Source organism: Streptomyces sp. NPDC020845 (genome assembly GCF_044334165.1).
In the GTDB taxonomy this organism is placed as follows: Bacteria; Actinomycetota; Actinomycetes; order Streptomycetales; family Streptomycetaceae; genus Streptomyces.
Map to the genome: position 1 here is coordinate 501,582 of NZ_JBIRSJ010000003.1, position 20,525 is coordinate 522,106.

Here is a 20,525-nt window from a genome sequence, read left to right on the forward strand (position 1 = left end):
CCTAGCCCGCCGCGCCCTCCACCCGCAGGGGAATGCTCGCCAGCCCCGGCCGCCGCGGCAGCAGTATCGTGCGCAGCGCCACCGCGGGGGTCAGCAGCCGGGACGGCGGCGCGGCGAGATGGGTGACGTCGCGGAAGGCGGCCCCGACGGTCGGGTCATGGGTCGCCCGGGCCGCCAGTCGGCCGAAGTACCAGGTCTGCAGTCGCTCGGCCGTCCCCGGGGAAGTGGCGTCGGCGCCCGCGGAGTACGGGCGGTCCGCCCCCGCGGCGGTCAGCCACGCGGTCTCGCTCGCGCGGGCGACGGCGCGCTGGGCCGTGGCCGCGAAGCCGGGGCGGCGCGGACCGCCGTCGGCCAGGCACTCGCGCAGGGCCAGTCCGCTCAGAACGGCCACCGACATGCCCTGCCCGTAAATCGGATTGAACGTGCAGGCGGCGTCCGAGACCGCGAGGAACCCCTCGGGGACGCCGCCCGGAGTGTGGTAGTCGCGGCGGCGGTTGGCGGTGTCGCGGTAGGCGTACGGCGGGGACACCGCTTCGCAGGTCTTGAGGTGGTCCAGCAGATACGGTTCGCCGAGCGAGGCCACGAAATCGGGTACCGCCGAACCGTCGGTCGGCGGGTGGTGGCCGCGCACCCCGGCGAGGGTCAGCAGCCAGTTGCCGCCCTCGACGGGCGACCACGCCGCGCCGCGCGGAAGAGCGGGCCTGGGCTCGAGGACCACGGCCGTGCGGAGCGGCTCGGCGGGCCGGAACATCTGGGTGGAGTAGCCGATTCCGGCGTCGATCACCTCCTCGCGCGGCGCCGGGCGGCCGAGTTCCGTAAGCCACCGCGGTGCGCGCGAGCCACGTCCGGAGGCATCGACGACCAGCTCGGCGGGCAGCTCCCGCTCGGCGTGCCCGGCATCGCGCGAGCGCACGCGGACGCCGGTCACCCGGTCCGCGCCGCCGAGGAGCCCGATCGCCTCCCACGCCTGTAACACCTCCACCCGGGTCCCGGACTCGGCGGCCCTGGCGAGGACCTGGGCCCGTACGGTGGCGTCCAGGAGCGGACGGGTGCAGCTGATCACGGCGTGTCTGCCCTCGTGCAGACGGCGGTGCCAGCCGTGCGGGGTCCTGGTGAGCACATCGCGCGGCGCCTCCATACGGCGCGCTCCGGCCGCTTCCAGCTCCGCGACGGTCCCGGGCAGCAGCTTCTCCAGGGCCCGCTGTCCGCCGGAGAGGAAGACGTGCAGATGGCGGCCCTGGGGAACCCCTTTACGGAACACCGGCTGTTCCGGGTAGCGGTCGCGCTCGATGACGGTCACCGTCTCCACCTGCCCGAGCAGCGCCGCCACCGCCAGCGTTCCGGCCAGACCGCCGCCCACCACCGCCGCGCCGCCGCTCATAACGCACCCCTCGTCGTCTCCGGTGATCGGTACGGCCCAAGCCTGGGGTGCCTGGCTTGGGCCGTCAACGGCGCATGGTGGGGCGCGTGTCGAATCAGCCGCCGGGGCTCAGGGCCGGCCTCAGGGCTCGACGACGATCTTCCGGCCCTGTCCCGCGCGGAACTGGTCGAGTGCCTGCGGGTACTGCTCAAGCGGCAGCCGGTCGCTGATGAAGACCTTCGGGTCGAGCACCCCGGTGGCGAACAGCTGGGCCGCGCGCTCATAGCTGTGCAGCACGGCCATGGAGCCGGTGATGGTGATCTCCTGGTTGTAGATCTTGTACGGCTCGATCACGGCCTTGGTCGCGTAGTCGGAGACCCCGAACTGCAGGAACGTCCCCGCCTTGGCGACGCGGCCGAGCCCGTCCTGGATCGCGGCCTGGTTGCCCGTCGCGTCGATGACCACGTCCCAGCCGCGCGGCTGGTCGAGCTCATCGGCCGAGGCGGCGGAGCGGGAGCAGCCGAGCTGGTTCGCGGTGGCGAGCCGGTCGGGGTTGATGTCCAGAACGTCGACGCTCGCCGCCCCGGTGCGCTTGGCCAGCTCCAGCATCATCAGGCCCATGGTGCCAGAGCCGTAGATCAGCACCTCGTTGGCCAGCCGGCTGTTCAGCACGTCGTAGCCGCGCACCGCGCAGGACAGCGGCTCGATGAGCGCCGCGTCCGCCACGTCCACATGCTCGGGCAGCCGTACGCAGTTGGCCACCGGCGCCACGGCGAACTCCGCGGCGCCGCCGGGCACGCTGACCCCGATGGCGTTCCAGCGGTCGCAGAGGTTTCCCCGGCCGATGCGGCAGTAGCGGCACTCATGGCAGTAGAGGGACGGGTCGACGGCGACCCGGTCGCCCACCGCCACCTCGGTGACCTCGCTGCCGATGCCGACGACCTCGCCGGCGAACTCGTGTCCGGGGACGATCGGCAGGGTGGGGGCGAACTCCCCCTGGAGGATGTGCAGATCGGTGCCGCACAGCCCGCAGGCCGCCACATCGACGACCACTTCGCGCGGCCCGGGGGTCGGGTCGGGGACGGTGGCGACGCTGACCTTGCCGGGGGCTTCGATGACGGCGGCCCTCATTTGACTGCTCCTAGCGAGAGGCCCTGGACCAGCTTGTCCTGGGCGGCGAAACCGGCGGCGAGTACCGGGAGGGAAATGACGATGGAGGCCGCGCACACCTGCGCCAGGAACAGGCCCTGGCTGGTGACGAAGCTGGTCAGGAACGCCGGTGCGGTCTGCGCGACCACGCCGGTGAGCACATTGGCGAACAACAACTCGTTCCAGCTGAAGATGAAGCAGATCAGCGAGGTGGCGGCGATACCGGGCCCGGCGATCGGGGCGACGACCCGAAGCAGTACGGTCGGCAGCTTCGCCCCGTCCATCTGGGCCGCCTCGATGATGGACACCGGGATGTCGGAGAGGAAGGACTGCATCATCCACACCGCGATCGGCAGGTTCATCGAGGTGTAGAGGATGACCAGCAGCCAGATGTTGTCCAGGAAACCGGTGTTCTTGGCGAACAGATACACCGGCAGCAGCCCGGCCACCACCGGAAGCATCTTGGTGGACAGGAAGAAGAACATCACATCCGTCCACTTGCGCACCGGCCGGATGGACAGCGCGTACGCCGCCGGCAGCGCCAGGACCAGCACGAAGAGGGTGGAGAACAGGCTGGCGCCCAGCGAGTTGAGCAGCGGTGGCCAGGGGTCGGCCCCGCCGTTCACCCCGAAGAACTCGCGGTAGCCGTCGAGGGTGAGCGGGGCGGTCAGGGACGGCGGGTTGGTGGCGGCGTCGGCCTCGGAGTGGAACGAGGTCAGCGCCATCCAGGCGACGGGCAGGGCGAAGAAGATGCCGGTCAGCCAGGCCAGCAGACCAAGCGCGGCGCCGCGGCGGCGGGCCCGGCGGGCGGCCGGCGGGACCGAGGTCACCGGGGCCGTGGCGGTCAAGGAGGTCATGCGCGGGACACCTCCTCACGGAACAGGGACGACACCACGCGCAGCGCGAAGGTGGCGATGATGATCGTGCCGATCACCACCAGCACACCCGCGGCGGATGCCTGCCCGTACTCGTGGGCGTTGTAGAAGGTCTCGTAGATGGTGTACGGGAGGTTGGCCGTGTCCAGTCCGCCCCTGGTGATGGTGAACACCGCGTCGAAGTTCTGCACGATGTAGATGGAGCCCAGCAGGGTGCCCAGCTCCAGATAGCGCCGCAGATGCGGCAGGGTCAGATAGCGGAAGATCTGCCAGTTGCTCGCGCCGTCCAGCCGGGCCGCCTCGATCATCTCCAGGGGGCGGCCCTGCAGACCGGCCAGCAGGATCAGCATCATGAACGGCGTCCACTGCCACACCAGCGAGGCCTCGACCGCGAACATCGGCATATCGGAGACCCATTCCGGCTGCGGCGGGTTGTCCATGCCGAACAGATCGCCCACCCAGCTGAGCACGCCGTTGAACAGGCCGTACTCCGGGTTGTACAGCGCATGCTTCCACAGCAGCGCGGACGCCACGGGGACCAGCAGGAACGGCGCGATGAGCATGGTGCGCACCAGCCCCCGGCCACGGAACTTACGGTCCATCAGCAGCGCCAGCATCAGCCCGAGCACCACGCTCACGATGACCACGGTCGCGGTCAGCAGCACGGTGGTGACGATCGATTCGCGCAGCCCCTCGTCGCTCACCGCCGAGGTGTAGTTGGACAGACCGGCGAACTCGCGCTCATCGGGCTTGAGCGAGTTCCAGTCGAAGAGGGAGATCACCAAGGTCGCCACGAACGGCAGCTGGGTGACCGCGATCAGAAAGATCAGGGCGGGCATCAGCGGCGCCCGGGTGGCCCAGGCACGGGCCGCACTGGGCTTCCGCGGGGCGCGCCGGGGCGAGGCGGCCACGGCCGGGGGCGGTCCGCTGCGCACGGGCGTCGCCGTGAGTGGATTAGTCATCTTGGTACTCCTCGCCCACCTTCTCGGCCAGCTTCTGCGACTTCTTGAGTGCCGACTCGACGGACTGTTTTCCGGCGATGGCGGCGCTGATCTCCTGGGCGACCTTGGTCCCGAGGTCGGAGAACTCGGGGATGTCGACGAACTGGATGCCGATGGTCGGCCGCGGCTGCACACCCGGGTCGCGCGGATTGGCGCTGGTGATGGACTGCCGGGTGACCTCGGAGAAGGTGCCGGCCGCCTTGCGGTACTCCGGGTTGGCGTAGGTGGAGGCCCGCTTGCCCGCGGGCGCGCTGGACCAGCCGTACGTCTTGCCGACCAGGGCCTCGTACTTCTTGCTGGAGGCCCAGGAGACGAACTTCCACGCGTTGTCGCTGTTACGGGACGCCTTCTGCACGCCCCACGCCCAGGTGTAGAGCCACCCGGAGCTCTTGGTCTTCACCACCGGCGCCTGGACATAGCCGATCTTGCCCCGTACGGGCGACTTGGTGCCCTCCAGCGAACCGGCCGCGGAGGTGGCGTCGTACCACATGGCCGTCTTGCCCTGGGTGAGGTTGTTCAGGCACTCGGCGAAGCCCGACTGGGCCGCCCCGGATTCGCCGTGCTTGCGCACCAGATCGACATAGAACTCGGTGGCCGCGGTGAACTCGGGTGAGGTGAGCTGCGCCTTCCAGTCCTTGGTGAACCAGGTGCCGCCGAAGGTGTTCACGACCGTGGTGAGCGGGGCCATCAGCTCGCCCCAGCCGGGCAGCCCGCGCAGACAGATGCCCTTCATCCCCTTGCGGGCGCCGTCCACCTTGGCCGCGAGGTCCGCGACCTGCTGCCAGGTGGGATGCTCGGGCATCTTCAGGTTCTTCTCGGCGAAGACGTCCTTGCGGTACATCAGAAAGGACGACTCACCGTAGAACGGCTGGGCGTACAGCTTGCCGTCGTCGGCGGTCAGGGACTGCCGCATCGAGGGCAGGATGTCCTTCTGGTCGAACGTCCGGTCGTCGGCGACATGGTCGTCCAGCGGCAGCAGCCAGCCGTTCTTGGCGTAGAACGGCACCTCGAAGTTGCTGATGGTGGCGACGTCGTACTGGCCGGCCTGATTGGAGAAGTCCTGGCTGATCTTGTCGCGGACGTCGTTCTCGGGCATCACCGTGAAGTTGACCCGGATGCCCGTTTCCTTGGTGAAATGCTTGGCGGTGAGCTTCTGCAGATCCATCATCTGCGGGTTGTTCACCATCAGGACGTTGATGGTCTTGCCACCGGAACCACCGCCCCCCATACCGGCGCACCCCGCGAGGAGCGCCCCCGCGGCCATGGCCACGACCGGTATCCGGGCAGCACGAAGTGTCAGGATGGGCATAACGGGTCCAATCGAAGGAACAGTTGAAGAAGTGAGGAGAAGTGAGGGGGAGTCAGAACTGCGGGGACGGGGGCGTCAGACCCGGATGATCTGCGGGCCCAGCAGCGAGTAGCGGTTGGCCTCGGTCAGCGGGAGCCCGGTGTCCGTCACGATCGTCTCGAAGTCCGACACATCGGCGAAGCGGCAGAAGCTGACGGCCCCGAACTTGTTGTGCACCCCGGAGAACACTCTGCGCCGGGACACCTTGACCACCCGCGCCTTGACCTCGCTCACCGCCGGATCGGGCGTGGTGAGCCCGTACTGCCGGGAGATGCCGTTGGCGCCGATGAACGCCAGGTCGATGACGAAGCCCGAGAGCATATGGGTGGCCCAGTGGTCGACGGTGGCCATGGTGCCACCGCGCACCCGGCCGCCCAGCAGCAGCACGGTGGTGTTCTCGCGGGTGGCCAGGCCGCTCGCGGCCGACAGCGAGGCGGTGATCACCGTGAGCGGACGGTCCCGGGGCAGGGCCTCCGCGATCAGCTGGGGGGTGAAGCCCTCGTCGATGAAGACGGTCTCGGCGTCGCCGAGCAGATCCGCGGCGGCCGCCGCGATCCGTGACTTCTCCGGGACGTGCATGGTGGTGCGGAAGGCGAGGGTGGTCTCGAAACCGGCGCTCTCCACGGGGTACGCACCGCCATGGGTGCGCCGTACAAGACCGTGGTCCTCCAGCACCCGCAAATCGCGCCGCACGGTCTCCTTGGAGACCCCGAGGTCCGCGGCGAGCTTCCCGACATCGACGGACCCCGCGCGCCGGGCCGCGTCGAGGATCTCCCGACGGCGTTCCTCCGCGTCCACACCGCACCTCCTGCCTGCTGCTGACTTGCGTGGCAGTTTTACAAACGGGCAACACGGCCGCCAGTGGCGGCACAGGGCGGATCGTGCCCGGCTGCGCCCGTTGCAGGACCGTTGTCTTGCCTGGTCGGCCAGGGTGCGGGGAGCGGTGGTTGCGCGGTGGGGTGACCGAAGACGCGCCCGGCCTGCCCGTTCGCTGCCCGATTCTGGAAAATGGGCATGAACGGCGCCCGGCCGGGCGCGTTCAGAGACTAGGGAAAGCCCGTTCGGGCATGTGCTAGGAGGCTGAGAGCGCTCCTGAGGCGTCGAGGATACGGCTCGCCACATTGACGGAGTCGACGAGCGGGTGCACGGCGAGCGCGCGGAGGGCCGCGGCGCGGGCGGCCGGGCCGTGCGAGGTGGCCGAGGCGATCGTGGCACGTTCCACGGCCTTGAGGGTGAGCATCAGCCCGAGCTGGTCCGGCGCCACGGGCCCGGCGGCCAGCGGGCGCGCCCCGCCCGCGTCGACCAGACAGGGGACCTCCACCACGGCGTCCGCGTCCAGACCGGGGACCGCGGTGCGGTTGCGTACGTTGAGGATCAGCGTGGCGCGCTCGTCGCGGGCGATGGCCCGCATGATGGCCAGCGCGATCCGGTCGTAGCCACCGCCGTCCAGGTCACAGGAGTCCCGCTGCCAGCCGCCGCTCGCCTCCCGGCTCTCGGCCATGTACGTGGCCTCGCGCTCCATACGGGTCCGCTCCCACAGCTCCAGCGCCCCCGCCCCGGCGGCCCCCTCAGCCGTTCCCGCCGCCGCGGCCTCGGCGTAGAAGCCCGCCTGCTGGTCGCGCAGGAACTCCCCGCGGGTGGCCGGGGCCTGCCGGATGGCGCTCACCGCCTCCCGGTTGAAGTAGTAGTAGTGCAGATACTCGTTGGGCAGGGCGCCCAGCGCCTGCAGCCACGGCGCGCCGAAGAGCTTGCCCTCCTCGAAGGACTCCAGGGCCGCGGTGTCCGCCATCAGCTCGGGCAGCCGGTCCCGCCCGTCCACGATCACCCCGCGCAGCCAGCCCAGGTGGTTGAGGCCCACATAGTCGTAACTGGCCCGGCCCGGGTCGGCGCCCAGCGCCCGCGCGGCGCGGCGGCACAGCCCGACCGGGGAGTCACAGATGCCGATCACCCGGTCGCCGAGCACCCGCTGCATCGCCTCGGTGACCATGCCGGCCGGGTTGGTGAAGTTGATGACCCAGGCGTCGGGGGCCACGGCGGCGATCCGCTCGGCGATCTCCAGCGCCACCGGCAGGGTGCGCAGCCCGTACAGCACCCCGCCGGCGCCCACTGTCTCCTGGCCGAGGACGCCCTCGGCCAGCGGGACGCGCTCATCGCGCGCCCGGCCGGCCAGGCCGCCGACGCGGATGGCGGAGAAGATGAAGTCGGCGCCGCGCAGCGCGTCGTCGAGGTCGGTGGTTGCGCGGACGGCGGGTGCGCCGGGGCGGCCGGCGGCCTGTTCTGCCAGGACGGCCCCGATCGCGTCGAGCCGGCCGCGGTCGGTGTCGAACAGGACCAGCTCGGTGCAGCGCCCGGCGGCGTCCCCACTGTCGTCGAGCAGTGCCCGGTACACCAGCGGCATACGGAATCCGCCGCCGCCCAGCACAGTCAGCCTCATACGGTCACTACCTCCACACCGGCCTCGCGGAACACCTCGAGGGTCGCCGGGTCTGATGTCTCGTTGGTGATCAGGGTGTCGATCTGCTGCGGCCCGCAGATCCGGGCGAGCCCGGTGTCGCCGGGGAACTTCCCGGCGGTGGCCAGCAGCACCACCTCGCGGGACGAGGCGAGCATGGCCCGTTTGACGGGCACCTCCACATGAGTGCTGTCCAGCACGCTTCCGTCGGGCAGCACCCCGCTGGCGCCGAGGAAGAGACGGCCGACGCGCAGCTGGCGGATGTTGGACTCGGTGAGGAAGCCGACCACGGACCGGTAGTTGCTGCGCACCTGTCCGCCCAGCAGGATCAAGGTGACCTCCGGGTCGTCGCGCAGCTCGTCGTAGATGGCGAGGTTGCTGGTGACGATGGTGACCGGGCGGCCGCGCAGCAGCTTGGCGAGCTGGAGTGTGGTGGTGCCGATGTCCAGGAGCACCACGTCCCCGTCGGCGATCAGCCGGGCGGCCCGGCGGGCGACGGCCGTCTTGTCGGCCAGGTCGTCGACCGCCACCTCGCCGAAGGGCCGCTCCTCGTCCGGCTGGGGGGTGGCCACCGCGCCGCCGTAGACCCGGGTGAGCCGGCCGGCCCGGCCCAGCTCGGTCAGATCCCGGCGGGCGGTGGCCTCGCTGACCCCGAGCCGCTTGGCGATCTCGCCGATGGGCAGCACGCCCTCGTCACCGAGGATGCTCAGCAGCTTCTCGTGCCGGGTCTCTCGCAGCATGTCGGCAAACGTACTCCACGTGAGCGGGTTTGCGCGAGTGTGACCGACCTCTTGCATTCGTTGGCTGGGCCATGCAAGGTGTCGCTCACGCAGATCACCCCCTGCGCAGTACGACCAAGACATAGAGAACATCTCTGCGAACACCTCGCGAACACCTCGCGAACACCACGAGAACACCGCGATGAACAGGAAGGGCGCACCGGTGAGCACTGCCGGAACCGCAGATTCCATAGACCCGCTGGCCGCCCTGCGCGCCCCCGGAGACCCCGAGCACGACGTCTATCTCACCGGCACCGTGTTCCTCGACATCATCTTCACCGGCCTCGACCACGCCCCGGTGCGCGGCACCGAGACCTGGGCGCGCGGCATGGGCTCCAGCCCCGGCGGCATCGCCAACATGGCCACCGCCCTCGCCCGCCTGGGCCTGCACACCACCCTCGCCGCGGCCTTCGGCGCCGATGTGTACGGCGACTACTGCTGGGAGTCCCTGGCCAGTGGCGAGGGCGTCGACCTCAGCCACTCCCGGCGGCTGCCGGGCTGGCACTCGCCGGTCACCGTGTCCATGGCGTACGACGGCGAGCGCACCATGGTCACCCATGAGCACCTGGCCCCGCCGCCCGCCACCCACACCACACCGCCGCCCTCCCGCGCCTGCGTCACCGCCTTCGAGCCGGGGCGGCAGGAGGACTGGGTGCGCCAGGCGCACAACCAGGGCAGCCGGATCTTCGCCGACGTGGGCTGGGACGACTCCGGCCGCTGGGACCTGGCCGCGCTGCCCGACCTCGCGTACGCGCACGCCTTTTTGCCCAACGCGGCCGAGGCACAGCGCTACACCCGCACCGACACCCCCGAGCAGGCCGTACGGGCGCTGGCCGACCTGGTGCCCATCGCGGTGGTCACCCGGGGCGCCGAAGGGGCCGTGGCCATCGACTCGCTCACCGGGGAGAGCGTCGAGGTGCCCGGGCTGCCCGTGGCCGCGCTCGACCCGACCGGGGCCGGCGACGTGTTCGTCGCGGGCTTTATGACCGGCACCCTCGCGGGCTGGCCGCTCGCCGAACGGCTCGCCTTCGCCAACCTCACCGCGGCCCTCTCGGTCCAGCACTTCGGCGGCTCGCTGGCCGCCCCGGGCTGGGCGGAGGTGGCCGCGTGGTGGGCGCTGACCTCCCAGGCCGCCGACGACGGCGCGGCCTGCGGTGAACTGGCCCACCGCTACGGGTTCTTGAACGAGCTGATTCCCGCCGGGGTGCGCGAGTGGCCGCGCCTGCGAGCCCTGCCCACCATCGGCTTCCGGGGCGCGTGACGATGCCCGCGGGTCCACGGATACGTCTGAAGGAGATCTTGATGAGATTCCCCCGTACCGGCTCGCGCCGGATACGCCGGAGGGCTGTGCCGGTCCTGTTCACCGCCGGGCTCGCGCTGCTGGCCACGGCCTGTGTGCCGGGCACCGACGGATCGCAGGCCTACGGCCCGGGCAACGGCCCCGCCGTCGCCGTACCGGACCCGGCCAAGGCCGGGAAGGTCACGCTGACGGTCTGGGACCAGGAGATCCGGGGCGGCACCAACGGGGAACTGCAGCAGCTCAACAAGGAGTTCGAGCGCAAGTACCCCAATGTCAAGATCAAGCGGGTGGCGCGCAGCTTCAACGATCTCAAGACCACCCTCAAGCTCGCCCTCTCCGGCAACAACCCTCCCGATGTGGTCCAGGCCAACCAGGGCTACCCGGACATGGTGTCCTTCGTCCAGGCCGGGCTGCTCGCCCCGCTGGACAACTACGCCGGGATCTACGCCTGGAACACCCGCTACCCGAACACCCTGCTCAACCTCAACCGGGTCTCCGCCGACGGCACCGACTTCGGCACCGGCCGGCTCTACGGCATATCCCAGACCGGTGAGTACGTAGGCATCTACTACAACAAGGACGTGCTGGCGAAGGCCGGCGTCAAACCGCCCAAGACCTGGGGCGAGTTCACCGCGAGCCTCCCGCGCCTCAAGGACCGCGGCAAGCTGCCCATCCAGTTCGGAAACCTGGACAAGTACCCGGCCATCCACACCTTCGGCGTGCTCCAGGACCAGCTCGCCGCCGCCGAGGTCCGCGACACCGTACTCGGCCGCGGCACCGGCTTCGACACCGCCGCCACCAAGGGCGCGGCGGCCACCCTCGCCGACTGGACGAAGCGCGGCTACCTCCCCAAGGGCTCCAACGGGCTCGGCTACGACGACGCCGCCAAGAAGTTCTCCTCCGGCGACGGCGGCTATCTGCTGACCGGCACCTGGCTGCTGGCCGACCTGAAGAAGGCCATGGGCGACAAGCTCGGCCTGATGGTCCCGCCCCCCGCCTCGGCCGGCGGCGCCCCCGTCACCACCGGCGGCCAGGGGCTCGCCTGGTCGATCACCTCCCGCTCCAAGCACCCCGAAGTCGCCGCCGCCTACCTCGACTTCATCACCAACAAGCACGCGGCCGATGTGATGACCGAGAACGGTGTGCTGCCCGCGGTGCCCGGAGCTGCCGCCGAGCGGGTGGACCCGGACACCGTGGACGGCCAGATGATCGCCGGATGGAAGCGGCTGAGCGCGGCCGACGGTCTTGTCCCGTACCTCGACTACTCCAGCCCCACCTTCTTCGACACCATCACCGCAGCCCTCCAGGGCGTCATCAGCGGCAAGACCTCGCCCGAGAGGTTCGCCGCCACCCTGCAACAGGACTACGGCGCCTTCATGAAGAAACAGCGTGAGCGCCACGCGGCCACGCCCGCCCCGGCGGAGCCGAAATGAAAAACCCTCTCTCCGCGGCCGCGTACCGGCGGCGGGCGCCGGGTGAGCCCCGCGCCATCGGCTATCTCTATATCCTGCCCGCCCTCCTCCTGTACGCAGCCTTCCTGCTCTACCCCTTCGGCCAGTCGGTCTGGCTGTCGTTCGTGCACTGGGACGGCCTGACCGTCGCCACCCCCGCGGGGTTCGACAACTACCGCGACCTGTTCACCGACCCCGCGCTGCGCGCCCCCTTCGCGCACGCCCTGCTGCTGCTCGTCTTCTACTCGGCTCTGCCGGTGGCCATCGGGCTGCTGCTGGCCGCCCTGATGTCCCGCGCCCGGGTCCGCGGTATGACCTTCTTCCGTACGGTCCTCTTCCTGCCCCAGGTCCTCGCGCTGATCGTGGTCGGCGTCGCCTGGCGCTCGATCCTCGCCCCGGACGGGCTGCTCAACGACACGCTCCACGCGGTCGGCCTCGGCTCCCTCGCCCGCCCCTGGCTCGGCGACTACGACTGGGCCCTGCCCGCCGTCGGCATCGTCGGCACCTGGGTCGGCACCGGTCTTTGCATGGTCCTCTTCCTGGCGGGCGCCCAGCGCATCCCGCGCGAGCTGTACGAGGCGGCCCGGATGGACGGCGCCGGGCCGGTGCGGGAGTTCTTCTCCGTCACCCTGCCCGGGCTGCGGCCGCAGATCGCGGTCGCGCTGACCCTGACGATCGTGGCGGGGCTGCGCAACTTCGACCTCATCTACATCACCACCAGCGGCGGCCCCGGCAACTCCACCTCCGTACCCGCCTACGAGGTCTACCACCGGGCGTTCGAGACCAACCAGGTCGGCTCGGCCGCCGCCGTGGGGGTGGCCCTCACGGTCCTGATCTTCGTCATGACCGTCACGGTCTCCCGGCTCGTGGAAGGGCGGCGGTCATGACCACGCGCCTCGAACGCACTGTCACCTACGGCATCCTCGCCCTCTTCTCGGTCATCGCGCTCACCCCGGTCATCGGCATCCTCTCCACCGCCTTCGGCTCCCAGGACTCCCTGGACACCGGCTTCTCGCTGCCCGAGGGCGGACTGCACTGGAGCAACTTCGCCGACGCCTGGAACCGCGGCCACTTCGGCACCTACCTCGGCAACTCGGTCCTGGTGACGGCAGCGGTGGTGGCGGCCACCACCGTGCTGGCCGTGCTCGCCGCGTACGCCTTCGGGGTGATGCGCTTCCCCGGCTCCACGGTGCTGTTCTACCTCTTCGTGATCGGCCTGACGCTGCCCCAGGAGGCGCTGGTCGTACCGCTCTACTTCGATCTGCGGTACGCCGAGCTCACCGACACCTACTGGGCGCTGATCCTGCCGCAGACCGCGCAGTCCCTCGCCTTCGGCGTCTTCTGGATGCGGACCTACTTCCGGGGCAGCGCGCGGTCGGTGATCGAGGCGGCCCGGATCGACGGCGCGAACACCTGGACCACGCTGTGGCGGGTCCTGGTGCCCATGGGCCGCCCGGCCATCTCCACCATGGTGGTCATCACCTTCATGTGGACCTGGAACGAATTCCTGATGGCGCTGGTCATGGTCAGCGACGAGGCCCACCGTACGGTCCCGCTTGGCCTGGCCTTCTTCCAGGGGCAGCACAGCTCCGACGCGGCGCTGCTCGCGGCGGCCTCGGTGCTCATCGCGCTGCCGGTGGTGGTCGTCTATGTGGCCCTGCAGCGCCGGTTCATCGAGGGCATGCTGGGCGGCGCGGTCAAGGAGTGACCACTTACCGAAGGGAGCGCGGCCGGTCACAGGTCGGGGGTGCGGCTCACCTCGCGGCCGCGCCGCGCCACGGCCCGGGCGAAGACCACGGCGTCGTGGACGGCCGCTCCGCCCGGGTCGTTGTTGAAGTACGCGTAGACATCGCCGCGCTCGGGCCAGGCGTCGGTCACCCGGCGCGCCCAGGCGGTCAGCGACTGGTGGCTGTAGCGCGGCGCGGGCCTGGCCAGCCCGTGGTGGAAGCGGACATAGCCCCACGTGGCCGTGCGCCACAGCGGGGTCACCGGCCGGGAGGCGGCGTCCGCCCAGCACAGCGCCGCTCCCCGGCGCTCCAGCACCCCCCGGACCTCGTCGGTCCACCATGAGTCATGGCGGGGCTCGACGGCCACCCGCGTCCCGGCGGGGAAGCAGCCGAGCGCGGTGTCCAGCAGCCTGCTGTCGGCGCGCAGGGTGGGCGGCAGCTGCAGCAGCACGGGGCCCAGCCGGTTGCCCAGGCCCTCGGCGTGCGACATCAGCCGCGCGACCGGCTCCTCGGGGTCGCGGAGCCGCTTGATGTGGGTGAGATAGCGGCTGGCCTTGAGGGCCATCACAAACCCGGCGGGGGTGCGCTCCCGCCAGGCGGCGAACTGCTCGCGGGTGGGCAGCCGGTAGAAGGCGTTGTTGGACTCGACGGTGGCGAACCCCCGCGCGTACTCCTCCAGCCACAGCCGCTGTGGGCAGTCGGACGGATACAGTACGTCGCGCCAGTCCTTGTACTGCCACCCCGAGGTGCCGACGAGGACCGTCATGCTTCACCCGGATGCCAGGGCGGCCACTGGCCCGGCCGGTCGACCCAGTGGACCTGCTCGGGGTCGTCCAGGTCGATGTCCGGGAACAGCCGTCGCACCCGCGGCTCGAACTCCTCCCGCTCCAGCGGCTCCCAGCCCAGGCCGCGCAGCCACACCCGCCGGTATCTGGTGTCCGCGTCGTACGCGTCCACGAAGACGAGATGGCCGGACTCGCTCGGATCCGTGGCGTTCTCCATGGTTCCAGGGTGGGCCGCCCCGGCCCGCTTGCGCGCGCCGACGCGGCCGACCGGGTCCCCGCCGGTTTGCGGATGGGGGAATCTTCGGATGGAGTCGTAAGAGCGGGGTCTCCCTGTACGAGCGGGGTGAGTCATGATCTTCGTCGACCGCGTGGACGCCGGGCGGCGGCTGGCGGCCCGGCTGTCCCCCCTGAGCGGCGAGGACCCCGTGGTGCTCGGGCTGCCGCGGGGCGGGGTGCCGGTGGCCTTCGAGGTGGCGCGGGAGCTGAAGGCGCCCCTGGACGTGATCATCGTCCGCAAGCTGGGCGTCCCCTTCCACCGCGAGCTGGGCTTCGGCGCCATCGGCGAGGGCGGGGTGCGGGTGGTGCACGACGCGATCGTACGGATGAGCCGGGCGCGCAAAGAGGAGCTTGAGGAGGTGGAGCGAACCGAGGAAGAGGAGCTCGCACGGCAGGCGCGGCGGTTCCGGCGCGACCGGCCGCGGGTCGCGGTCGGCGGCCGGACGGTGATCGTCGTGGACGACGGGATCGCCACCGGTGCCACGGCACGGGCGGCCTGCCGGGTCGCCCGGGCCCAGGGCGCGGCCCGGGTGGTGCTGGCGGTCCCGGTCGCGCCGCCGGACGCGGCCGAGGCGCTGCGGCAGGACGCGGACGACGTGGTGTGTCTGTCCACCCCCGCGGAGTTCTCGGCGGTCGGCGAATGGTACGAGGACTTCTCCCAGACCAGCGACGCCGAGGTCGTGGAGCTGCTCTCCCGGTCGACCGGGATGCCGGGTCAGGCGCATCCTGGTAAGTGAAGCAGGAGGTGATGACCGCGATGGAGACGATCGTGGGATGCGACATCGAAATGGAGTTCCGTGAGCTCGGACCCCTGACCGAGGCGGTCGTCCGGCTGAGGATGCACGACGGGACCGAGATCCTGGCACAGGGCCGGGCCAACCGGAATCCCGACGACCCGGCGCAGCCGCGGGTCGGCGAGGAGATCGCGGCGGCGCGTGCGCTGAACAACCTCGCTCACCGGCTGATCTCGAAGGCGGGCGGTGACATCGAGGAGGTTACGCACGCGAAGGCACATCTGGTGATGTAGGGCGGGTCTGCCGCGGCACCGGGCCGCGGCAGAGCACCCTTCGTTCACACACCTCTCAGATCTGGACGCCCTTGGACCGGAGATAGGCGAGCGGGTTGACATCCGAGCCGTAGTCGGGGCCGGTGCGCACCTCGAAGTGCACATGCGGTCCGGTCACGTTGCCGGTCGCCCCGGACCGGCCGATCTGCTGGCCGGCGGACACCGTCTGGCCGACGTGGACGGTCAGCGCCGACATGTGCGCGTACTGGCTGTACATGCCGTCGGGGTGGCGGAGCACGACCTGGTAGCCGTACGCACCGCCCCAGCCCGCGGCGACCACCTCGGCCGAGCCCACCGCCCGCACCTGGGTGCCGGTGGCGACGGGGAAGTCGACCCCGGTGTGGTGGCCGCTGGACCAGTTGCTGCCGGAGATGCCGTAGGCGGTGCCGACGGCGTGGCTGGCGACGGGCGAGGTGAAGGACGCCGACGAGGACGACGAGTGCGCCGCCGAGCCGGACTTCTTCTTGGCGCGCTCGCGGGCCTTGTTGGCCTGCTCGACCCGCTGCTTGGCCGCCTGCTCGGCGCGCTGCTTGGCCTGATCCGTACGCTGCTCGGTCCGGGGCTGGCTCTCGCGGGGCTGTGCGGCGGGGGACCGGTGTGTGTCGAGGGTGAGTTTCTGGCCGGGGTAGATCAGGTCCGGGTCGTCGCCGATGACGCGGCGGTTGGCCTCGTAGAGCCGCTGCCAGCCGCCGACGCCGTCCATGTTCTGCGCGTCGGCTATTCGGGACAGGGTGTCGCCACTGACCACGGTGTACGAGGAGCCGGACCGCCCGGTGGTGGCCGCGCTCTGGTCGACGGCCTTGGTGGTGGCCTTGGGCGCGGCTTCCGGAGCGGACTCGGTTTTGGGAGTGGCCTTGGGGGTGGCTTTCGGAGTCGCTTTGGGGGTGGCCTTGGGAGCGGTCTGGGTCTGGGCGCGGCCGCTCGCGGTGCCGGGGGTGACATCCGCGGGCTGGCCGCCGCGGGTCAGCCCCGCCTTGACCGAGCAGACCGGCCAGGCGCCGGGGCCCTGGGCGTCGAGTACCTTCTCGGCGATGGCTATCTGCTGGTCCTTGGAGGCCAGATCGGCCCGGGGCGCGAAGGACGTCCCGCCGTACGCCTTCCAGGTGGACTGTGAGAACTGGAGGCCGCCGTAGTAGCCGTTCCCGGTGTTGATGCTCCAGTTGTCGGTGGACTCACACTCCGCCACCTTGTCCCAGGTGTCGACGGAGGCGGCGTTCGCCTGGCCGACGCCTATGAGGGGCAGTGCCACGCCGGCGCCGCCCGCGGTGAACGCGAGCGAGGCGCGGGAGACGCGGCGGGGCCGGGGCCGGCGGTGACGTCCGCGTGCAGCCATTGAGCTCATCCTCTCCTGACGCCTGCGAGGTGAGCTGTCGGGTTCGGGCGGGAGCTGCCCGGCCGCGCCGTTCCCGGTGCCCCCGGCACCGTGGCGCGACTTCACCCCTAGCCGTCCCGCCCGACATAGCGCGGCACGGCGCCTACCTGGTTCCCCCGCTCCTGCCGTGACAGGTCGTCGTGTCACTCCTCCGCCACGGCAGGACTCGGCGCTCCGGCGAGGGAGAGACCCGTGCATGGAATGCGCCGGGTGCGGCACAGTAAACACATGGTTTAGGTCACGACAAGGTCTCGACGGACCTGTGTCCGGAAATCGATCACGGCGGTGATGAACTGTGATCCGCGTCACCGCTTTACGGATGGGGTGATTGTGGTGCGGAATCCGCAATGCCGAATTGCCCCTGTTATGCGATTAATGCCGTCGCAGACATAAGGACGCTGATCGGGGGAAGAGGAGCCGAAGGGGAATGGACGGGGAAAGTCGGGGCACTCGGCGCGGCGGCTGACGGGCCGCCGGATGCCCGACCCACAGGAGGTTGCCCATGGCTCAGCGGTACGGCGGGACGCCCGCGAGGCGTCTGCCGCCGGTCTTATCCGTATCCGCACTGCTCATCGGCGCGCTGGCCGCGGTCACCGCCTGCGGCGCCGACGAGGACTCCGGGGCGCCCGCGCCGCCCGGCGCCGCGGGTGCATCCCATTCGGCCGCGAGCGCCGGCCGGCCCGGCGCCGCTGAACCCGGCGGACGCGCGCATGACTCCGGCCGGGCCTCGACCCCCGCGAAGGCGCCGAGCGCGGCCAAGCCGTCCGTCGGCACCGAGGGCGCCTCCGGCGCCCCGCCCGCCGCGCGCCGCATCTGCGCCGAGGATCAGCTGAAACTGTCCGTCGGCCGGATGGATATCGGCGCGGGCAATGTCTATGTTCCTCTGGCCTTCACCAATACCGGTGAGGCCAGTTGCACGCTGACGGGCTTTCCCGGCGTTTCCCTGCTCGACAGCCCCGGCACGGCTATCGGCGACCCCGCCGCCCGCCGAGGACCGGCGCGGCCCACGGTCGTCCTGAAACCCGGCGACAGCGCCTACGCGAGTCTGCACACCCTCAACAAAGGCCTGTCCGACAAGCCCTGTTGGCGGACCGCGTCCAAAATTCGCGCCTACCCGCCGGACTCCTACCGCTCGATGAAGACGTCGGCGCGCTCCCTCCAGGTCTGCGGCGAAGTATTCGAAGTCACCGCCCTCGAGCCGGGCTCCCAGCCCTGACCCGGAGCGCCACGGCCGGGCGCGGAACCGCTGCCCCCCGCCCGCGCCCGACCGTGCGGCGCCGGAAATGAATTGGCCGGGAAGCGGGGCCACATGACGCCCCCGGATGTCCCAAAATCTTGATGGGCCCGACACCCACTGGCCCCTTTCGCCCTTCCGCAATCATTATCGGGTGGGCCACCATGTGAAGAGGCCTCGCCTGAGCCGGCGCGGAGCGTCTAGAGGGGGACGATGTCATGGAGCGAGCGGCGACCGGGGTCGAGACGGAGTTGGTGGACCTCTCGGGAACGACGCTCGAAGAACTGGGCGACAGTCAGGAGTTCGCTCTCGCGACCCAGCGGTTGCTCGAACTCGTACAGTCCCCGCCGACACTCACGACCTCCGCTGCGAACCAACAGGGCTGTTGATGGAATCCCGGCGTGGCGCGACAGCATTCACCCCACCAAGAAAGGCGGCCATGCCGGCGGACTATTCAGCTGGCCCTCCCTACCCGCTCCCGGCCCCGCGCCGTACGCAGCCGCTCCCCGCGTCACCGATGAGCCGTCACCACCGGCTGTCCGAAGCGTGCTTTGAAGAGATGGCACATGGCGGTGGGGGAGCGGCGGCGATCGCCGAGTTACGGGCGGGCCAGCGCAGTCGCCTCTTGCTTCTGCTACGCGCGTTGACCGATTTTGCCTCCTCCCATCCCCGGGTGCCAGGGCCGCTGGCGGCCCCCCGTGAGGCGTGGGAGCTGCTGATAAAGGCCGAGCGGCGCAGCCCGCCGAGCGTGGAGCGGCTGCTGCTGCACCCCCCGGTCGGTGCCTGGCTCAGCCGCTGTCTGCGCAGGCTGCGGGGCATCGCGGAGGAAGGAGAGCAGGAGACCACAGCGGTCCCGCTGTGGCTGGAAACCGGCTATCTGCACACCGTGGCCGCTTCGGCGGCCCTCCTAGCGGGGATCGACTTCCGGATCGTGGTCGGAGTCCGCGACGGCGGGGTGATGCTACCGGCGCTGGGCTTCGTCGACCTGGCGGGCTGCGAGTCCCCCGTCGCAGAGATCGTCGCCGACGGCGCGGGCGGCCGAGCCCTGCGAGCCGGCCCGCACACGGTGCCGCTGCCCTCCGACCTCACCCGGGACGTCAAGGGCTGGCACCCTCTGAGACGGCTGCACGGACGGCACCCCGCCCACCCCTGCTCGCCCTATCTGGACGACCTCGACCCCTACCGGGACTTTCTGCGCCCCACCGCTCCGACGCGGCTGAGTGAACCGGAGGCGTGGCGGTGGCAGGAACATTTCGACAGCGCCTGGGCGCTCGTCGCCCGGCAGAGCAATGTGGATCCGGCCGGTGTGGCCGACTGTCTGATCTCCGTCGTCCCCGTGCGCTACCCCGCCCGGGCGGAACCTTTCAGTGCCTCGTCACCCGAGGCATACGGCTGCGTCCTGCTGAACCCTCCGGCTGATTCGGTCACCCTCGCCGCCTCCCTGATCCACGAGGCCCAGCACGTCAAACTCAGCGCGCTCCTCGACCTGGTGCCTTTGATCCACGGTGGTCTGGAGGAGATTCACTACGCGCCCTGGCGCGTGGATCCCCGCCCGCTGCGCGGTCTGCTGCACGGCGTGTACGCCTTCTTGGGCGTCACGGCCTTCTGGCAAGCCCACAGGCATGTCGTAGCGGACGAGACCACACGGGCCATTTCGGAGTTCGAGTTCGCGCTGCGGCGCGCGCAGACCTCCCACGGGCTGCGGATGCTGCGCGCCCACGCGGAGCTCACCGCCCTGGGCGACCGTTTTCTGCGGGGGATCGAGGTCCGACTGGCCGAATGGCTCACAGAGCCCGTGTCGGAGATTCCGCTGCGCGCCGCCGAAGACCTCATCCTCGATCACCGGCTGCTCTACCGCCTGCATCATCTGTCGGTGGACCCCGGCCGGACCGGGCAGTGGGCGCGGGCCTGGCGGCTGGGCCGACCCGCTCCGGACACCCTTCCGACGACGATGCTGCGCGCGTCCCGGACGGCGGTGGCGGCGCGCCCGGCGCTGGTCCGGCTGCGCCTGCGCGACCCGGCCGGCTTCGCCCTGCTGCGGGAGAAGCCGGAGGGGGACCCGTTCGACGGCATGGACGCCCCGCTGAGGTCCGACCTCGACTGGGCCGCCGGGGACACGGCGGCCGCGCTGCGCGGCTACCGCGACCGTGTCGCCGAGCGTCCTGACGACCTCCCCGCCTGGTCGGGGCTCGCCCTGACCATGCCCGCGGGCCCGGCCAAGGAAGCACTGCTGGGCTGCCCGGAGGTCGTGCTAGCGCTGTACCGGGCGCTGCGCGATGCGGCCGGTGGCGGCCCCGACCCGGTGGCTCTCGCCCGCTGGATCGGGACCCGGTGCTGAACGCCAAGGCGT

General features: G+C 70.9%; 19 protein-coding genes, 1 pseudogene and 1 riboswitch. Of the genes and pseudogenes, 9 read left to right on the forward strand and 11 right to left on the reverse strand.

The annotated features are described in order from the left end of the window. Position 1 precedes the first annotated feature (1 nt). The 8 genes from ACH4U7_RS09390 to ACH4U7_RS09425 form a co-directional block, all read right to left on the reverse strand. Positions 2-1,381 (reverse strand): NAD(P)/FAD-dependent oxidoreductase, encoded by a 1,380-nt coding sequence (locus ACH4U7_RS09390; protein WP_398527362.1) that lies wholly within the window; start codon positions 1,379-1,381, stop codon positions 2-4. A gap of 120 nt (positions 1,382-1,501) precedes the next feature. Beyond that, entirely contained in the window at positions 1,502-2,491 is a 990-nt protein-coding gene (locus tag ACH4U7_RS09395; protein ID WP_398527363.1) for a zinc-dependent alcohol dehydrogenase family protein, read from the reverse strand. Next, a complete protein-coding gene (locus tag ACH4U7_RS09400) occupies positions 2,488-3,366 on the reverse strand; it encodes a carbohydrate ABC transporter permease (protein ID WP_398527364.1) in 879 nt (292 codons plus the stop codon). Before ACH4U7_RS09400 ends, ACH4U7_RS09395 begins: the two co-directional genes overlap by 4 nt. After that, positions 3,363-4,346: a carbohydrate ABC transporter permease gene (locus ACH4U7_RS09405; protein WP_398527365.1), complete on the reverse strand. Its 984-nt coding sequence runs from the start codon at positions 4,344-4,346 to the stop codon at positions 3,363-3,365. The genes ACH4U7_RS09400 and ACH4U7_RS09405 overlap by 4 nt, the downstream gene beginning before the upstream one ends. Beyond that, entirely contained in the window at positions 4,339-5,694 is a 1,356-nt protein-coding gene (locus ACH4U7_RS09410) for an ABC transporter substrate-binding protein (RefSeq protein ID WP_398527366.1), read from the reverse strand. Before ACH4U7_RS09410 ends, ACH4U7_RS09405 begins: the two co-directional genes overlap by 8 nt. A gap of 75 nt (positions 5,695-5,769) precedes the next feature. Next, positions 5,770-6,531, reverse strand: a complete 762-nt coding sequence (locus ACH4U7_RS09415) for a DeoR/GlpR family DNA-binding transcription regulator (protein ID WP_353591831.1) — start codon at positions 6,529-6,531, stop codon at positions 5,770-5,772. Between the two features lie 274 nt (positions 6,532-6,805). Further along, positions 6,806-8,167, reverse strand: a complete 1,362-nt coding sequence (locus ACH4U7_RS09420; protein WP_398527367.1) for a 6-phospho-beta-glucosidase — start codon at positions 8,165-8,167, stop codon at positions 6,806-6,808. Next, positions 8,164-8,925 carry a DeoR/GlpR family DNA-binding transcription regulator gene (locus ACH4U7_RS09425; RefSeq protein WP_398527368.1) on the reverse strand — a complete coding sequence of 254 codons (762 nt, stop codon included), beginning with the start codon at positions 8,923-8,925 and terminating at the stop codon, positions 8,164-8,166. The genes ACH4U7_RS09420 and ACH4U7_RS09425 overlap by 4 nt, the downstream gene beginning before the upstream one ends. Before the next feature lie 181 nt (positions 8,926-9,106). Between ACH4U7_RS09425 and ACH4U7_RS09430 the strand changes: the two genes are divergently transcribed. From ACH4U7_RS09430 to ACH4U7_RS09445, 4 genes are read left to right on the forward strand one after another with little or no spacing between them, the layout of a single operon-like run. Beyond that, entirely contained in the window at positions 9,107-10,225 is a 1,119-nt protein-coding gene (locus ACH4U7_RS09430; protein ID WP_398527369.1) for a carbohydrate kinase family protein, read from the forward strand. Between the two features lie 41 nt (positions 10,226-10,266). Continuing rightward, positions 10,267-11,697: an extracellular solute-binding protein gene (locus ACH4U7_RS09435; RefSeq protein ID WP_398527370.1), complete on the forward strand. Its 1,431-nt coding sequence runs from the start codon at positions 10,267-10,269 to the stop codon at positions 11,695-11,697. After that, entirely contained in the window at positions 11,694-12,602 is a 909-nt protein-coding gene (locus tag ACH4U7_RS09440) for a carbohydrate ABC transporter permease (protein ID WP_398527371.1), read from the forward strand. The genes ACH4U7_RS09435 and ACH4U7_RS09440 overlap by 4 nt, the downstream gene beginning before the upstream one ends. Continuing rightward, entirely contained in the window at positions 12,599-13,423 is an 825-nt protein-coding gene (locus tag ACH4U7_RS09445; RefSeq protein WP_398527372.1) for a carbohydrate ABC transporter permease, read from the forward strand. The genes ACH4U7_RS09440 and ACH4U7_RS09445 overlap by 4 nt, the downstream gene beginning before the upstream one ends. 26 nt (positions 13,424-13,449) lie before the next feature. On the opposite strand, the gene ACH4U7_RS09450 is transcribed toward ACH4U7_RS09445, so the two are convergent. Together ACH4U7_RS09450 and ACH4U7_RS09455 are read right to left on the reverse strand one after the other, a co-directional pair. Continuing rightward, on the reverse strand, positions 13,450-14,208 hold the full coding sequence (locus ACH4U7_RS09450; RefSeq protein ID WP_398527373.1) for a DUF72 domain-containing protein: 759 nt from the start codon (positions 14,206-14,208) through the stop codon (positions 13,450-13,452). Continuing rightward, a complete protein-coding gene (locus ACH4U7_RS09455; protein WP_398527374.1) occupies positions 14,205-14,444 on the reverse strand; it encodes a hypothetical protein in 240 nt (79 codons plus the stop codon). Before ACH4U7_RS09455 ends, ACH4U7_RS09450 begins: the two co-directional genes overlap by 4 nt. Before the next feature lie 133 nt (positions 14,445-14,577). Here ACH4U7_RS09455 and ACH4U7_RS09460 point away from each other — a divergent pair. Together ACH4U7_RS09460 and ACH4U7_RS09465 are read left to right on the forward strand one after the other, a co-directional pair. Further along, positions 14,578-15,219: pseudogene (locus ACH4U7_RS09460) on the forward strand (phosphoribosyltransferase); the annotation flags it as partial. Positions 15,220-15,260: 41 nt separating this feature from the next. Then, positions 15,261-15,530 (forward strand): dsRBD fold-containing protein, encoded by a 270-nt coding sequence (locus ACH4U7_RS09465; RefSeq protein WP_043489472.1) that lies wholly within the window; start codon positions 15,261-15,263, stop codon positions 15,528-15,530. Between the two features lie 55 nt (positions 15,531-15,585). On the opposite strand, the gene ACH4U7_RS09470 is transcribed toward ACH4U7_RS09465, so the two are convergent. Beyond that, positions 15,586-16,902: a transglycosylase family protein gene (locus ACH4U7_RS09470; RefSeq protein ID WP_398527375.1), complete on the reverse strand. Its 1,317-nt coding sequence runs from the start codon at positions 16,900-16,902 to the stop codon at positions 15,586-15,588. A gap of 5 nt (positions 16,903-16,907) precedes the next feature. Then, a riboswitch (cyclic di-AMP (ydaO/yuaA leader) is annotated at positions 16,908-17,089 on the reverse strand. Positions 17,090-17,443: 354 nt separating this feature from the next. Here ACH4U7_RS09470 and ACH4U7_RS09475 point away from each other — a divergent pair. From ACH4U7_RS09475 to ACH4U7_RS09485, 3 genes are all read left to right on the forward strand, one after another. Further along, positions 17,444-18,157, forward strand: coding sequence for a DUF4232 domain-containing protein (locus ACH4U7_RS09475; protein ID WP_398527376.1), 714 nt, complete (start codon positions 17,444-17,446; stop codon positions 18,155-18,157). 236 nt (positions 18,158-18,393) lie between these two features. After that, positions 18,394-18,564: a hypothetical protein gene (locus ACH4U7_RS09480; protein ID WP_398527377.1), complete on the forward strand. Its 171-nt coding sequence runs from the start codon at positions 18,394-18,396 to the stop codon at positions 18,562-18,564. 254 nt (positions 18,565-18,818) lie between these two features. Next, positions 18,819-20,513: an HEXXH motif domain-containing protein gene (locus tag ACH4U7_RS09485; protein ID WP_398527378.1), complete on the forward strand. Its 1,695-nt coding sequence runs from the start codon at positions 18,819-18,821 to the stop codon at positions 20,511-20,513. Positions 20,514-20,525: the final 12 nt, after the last annotated feature.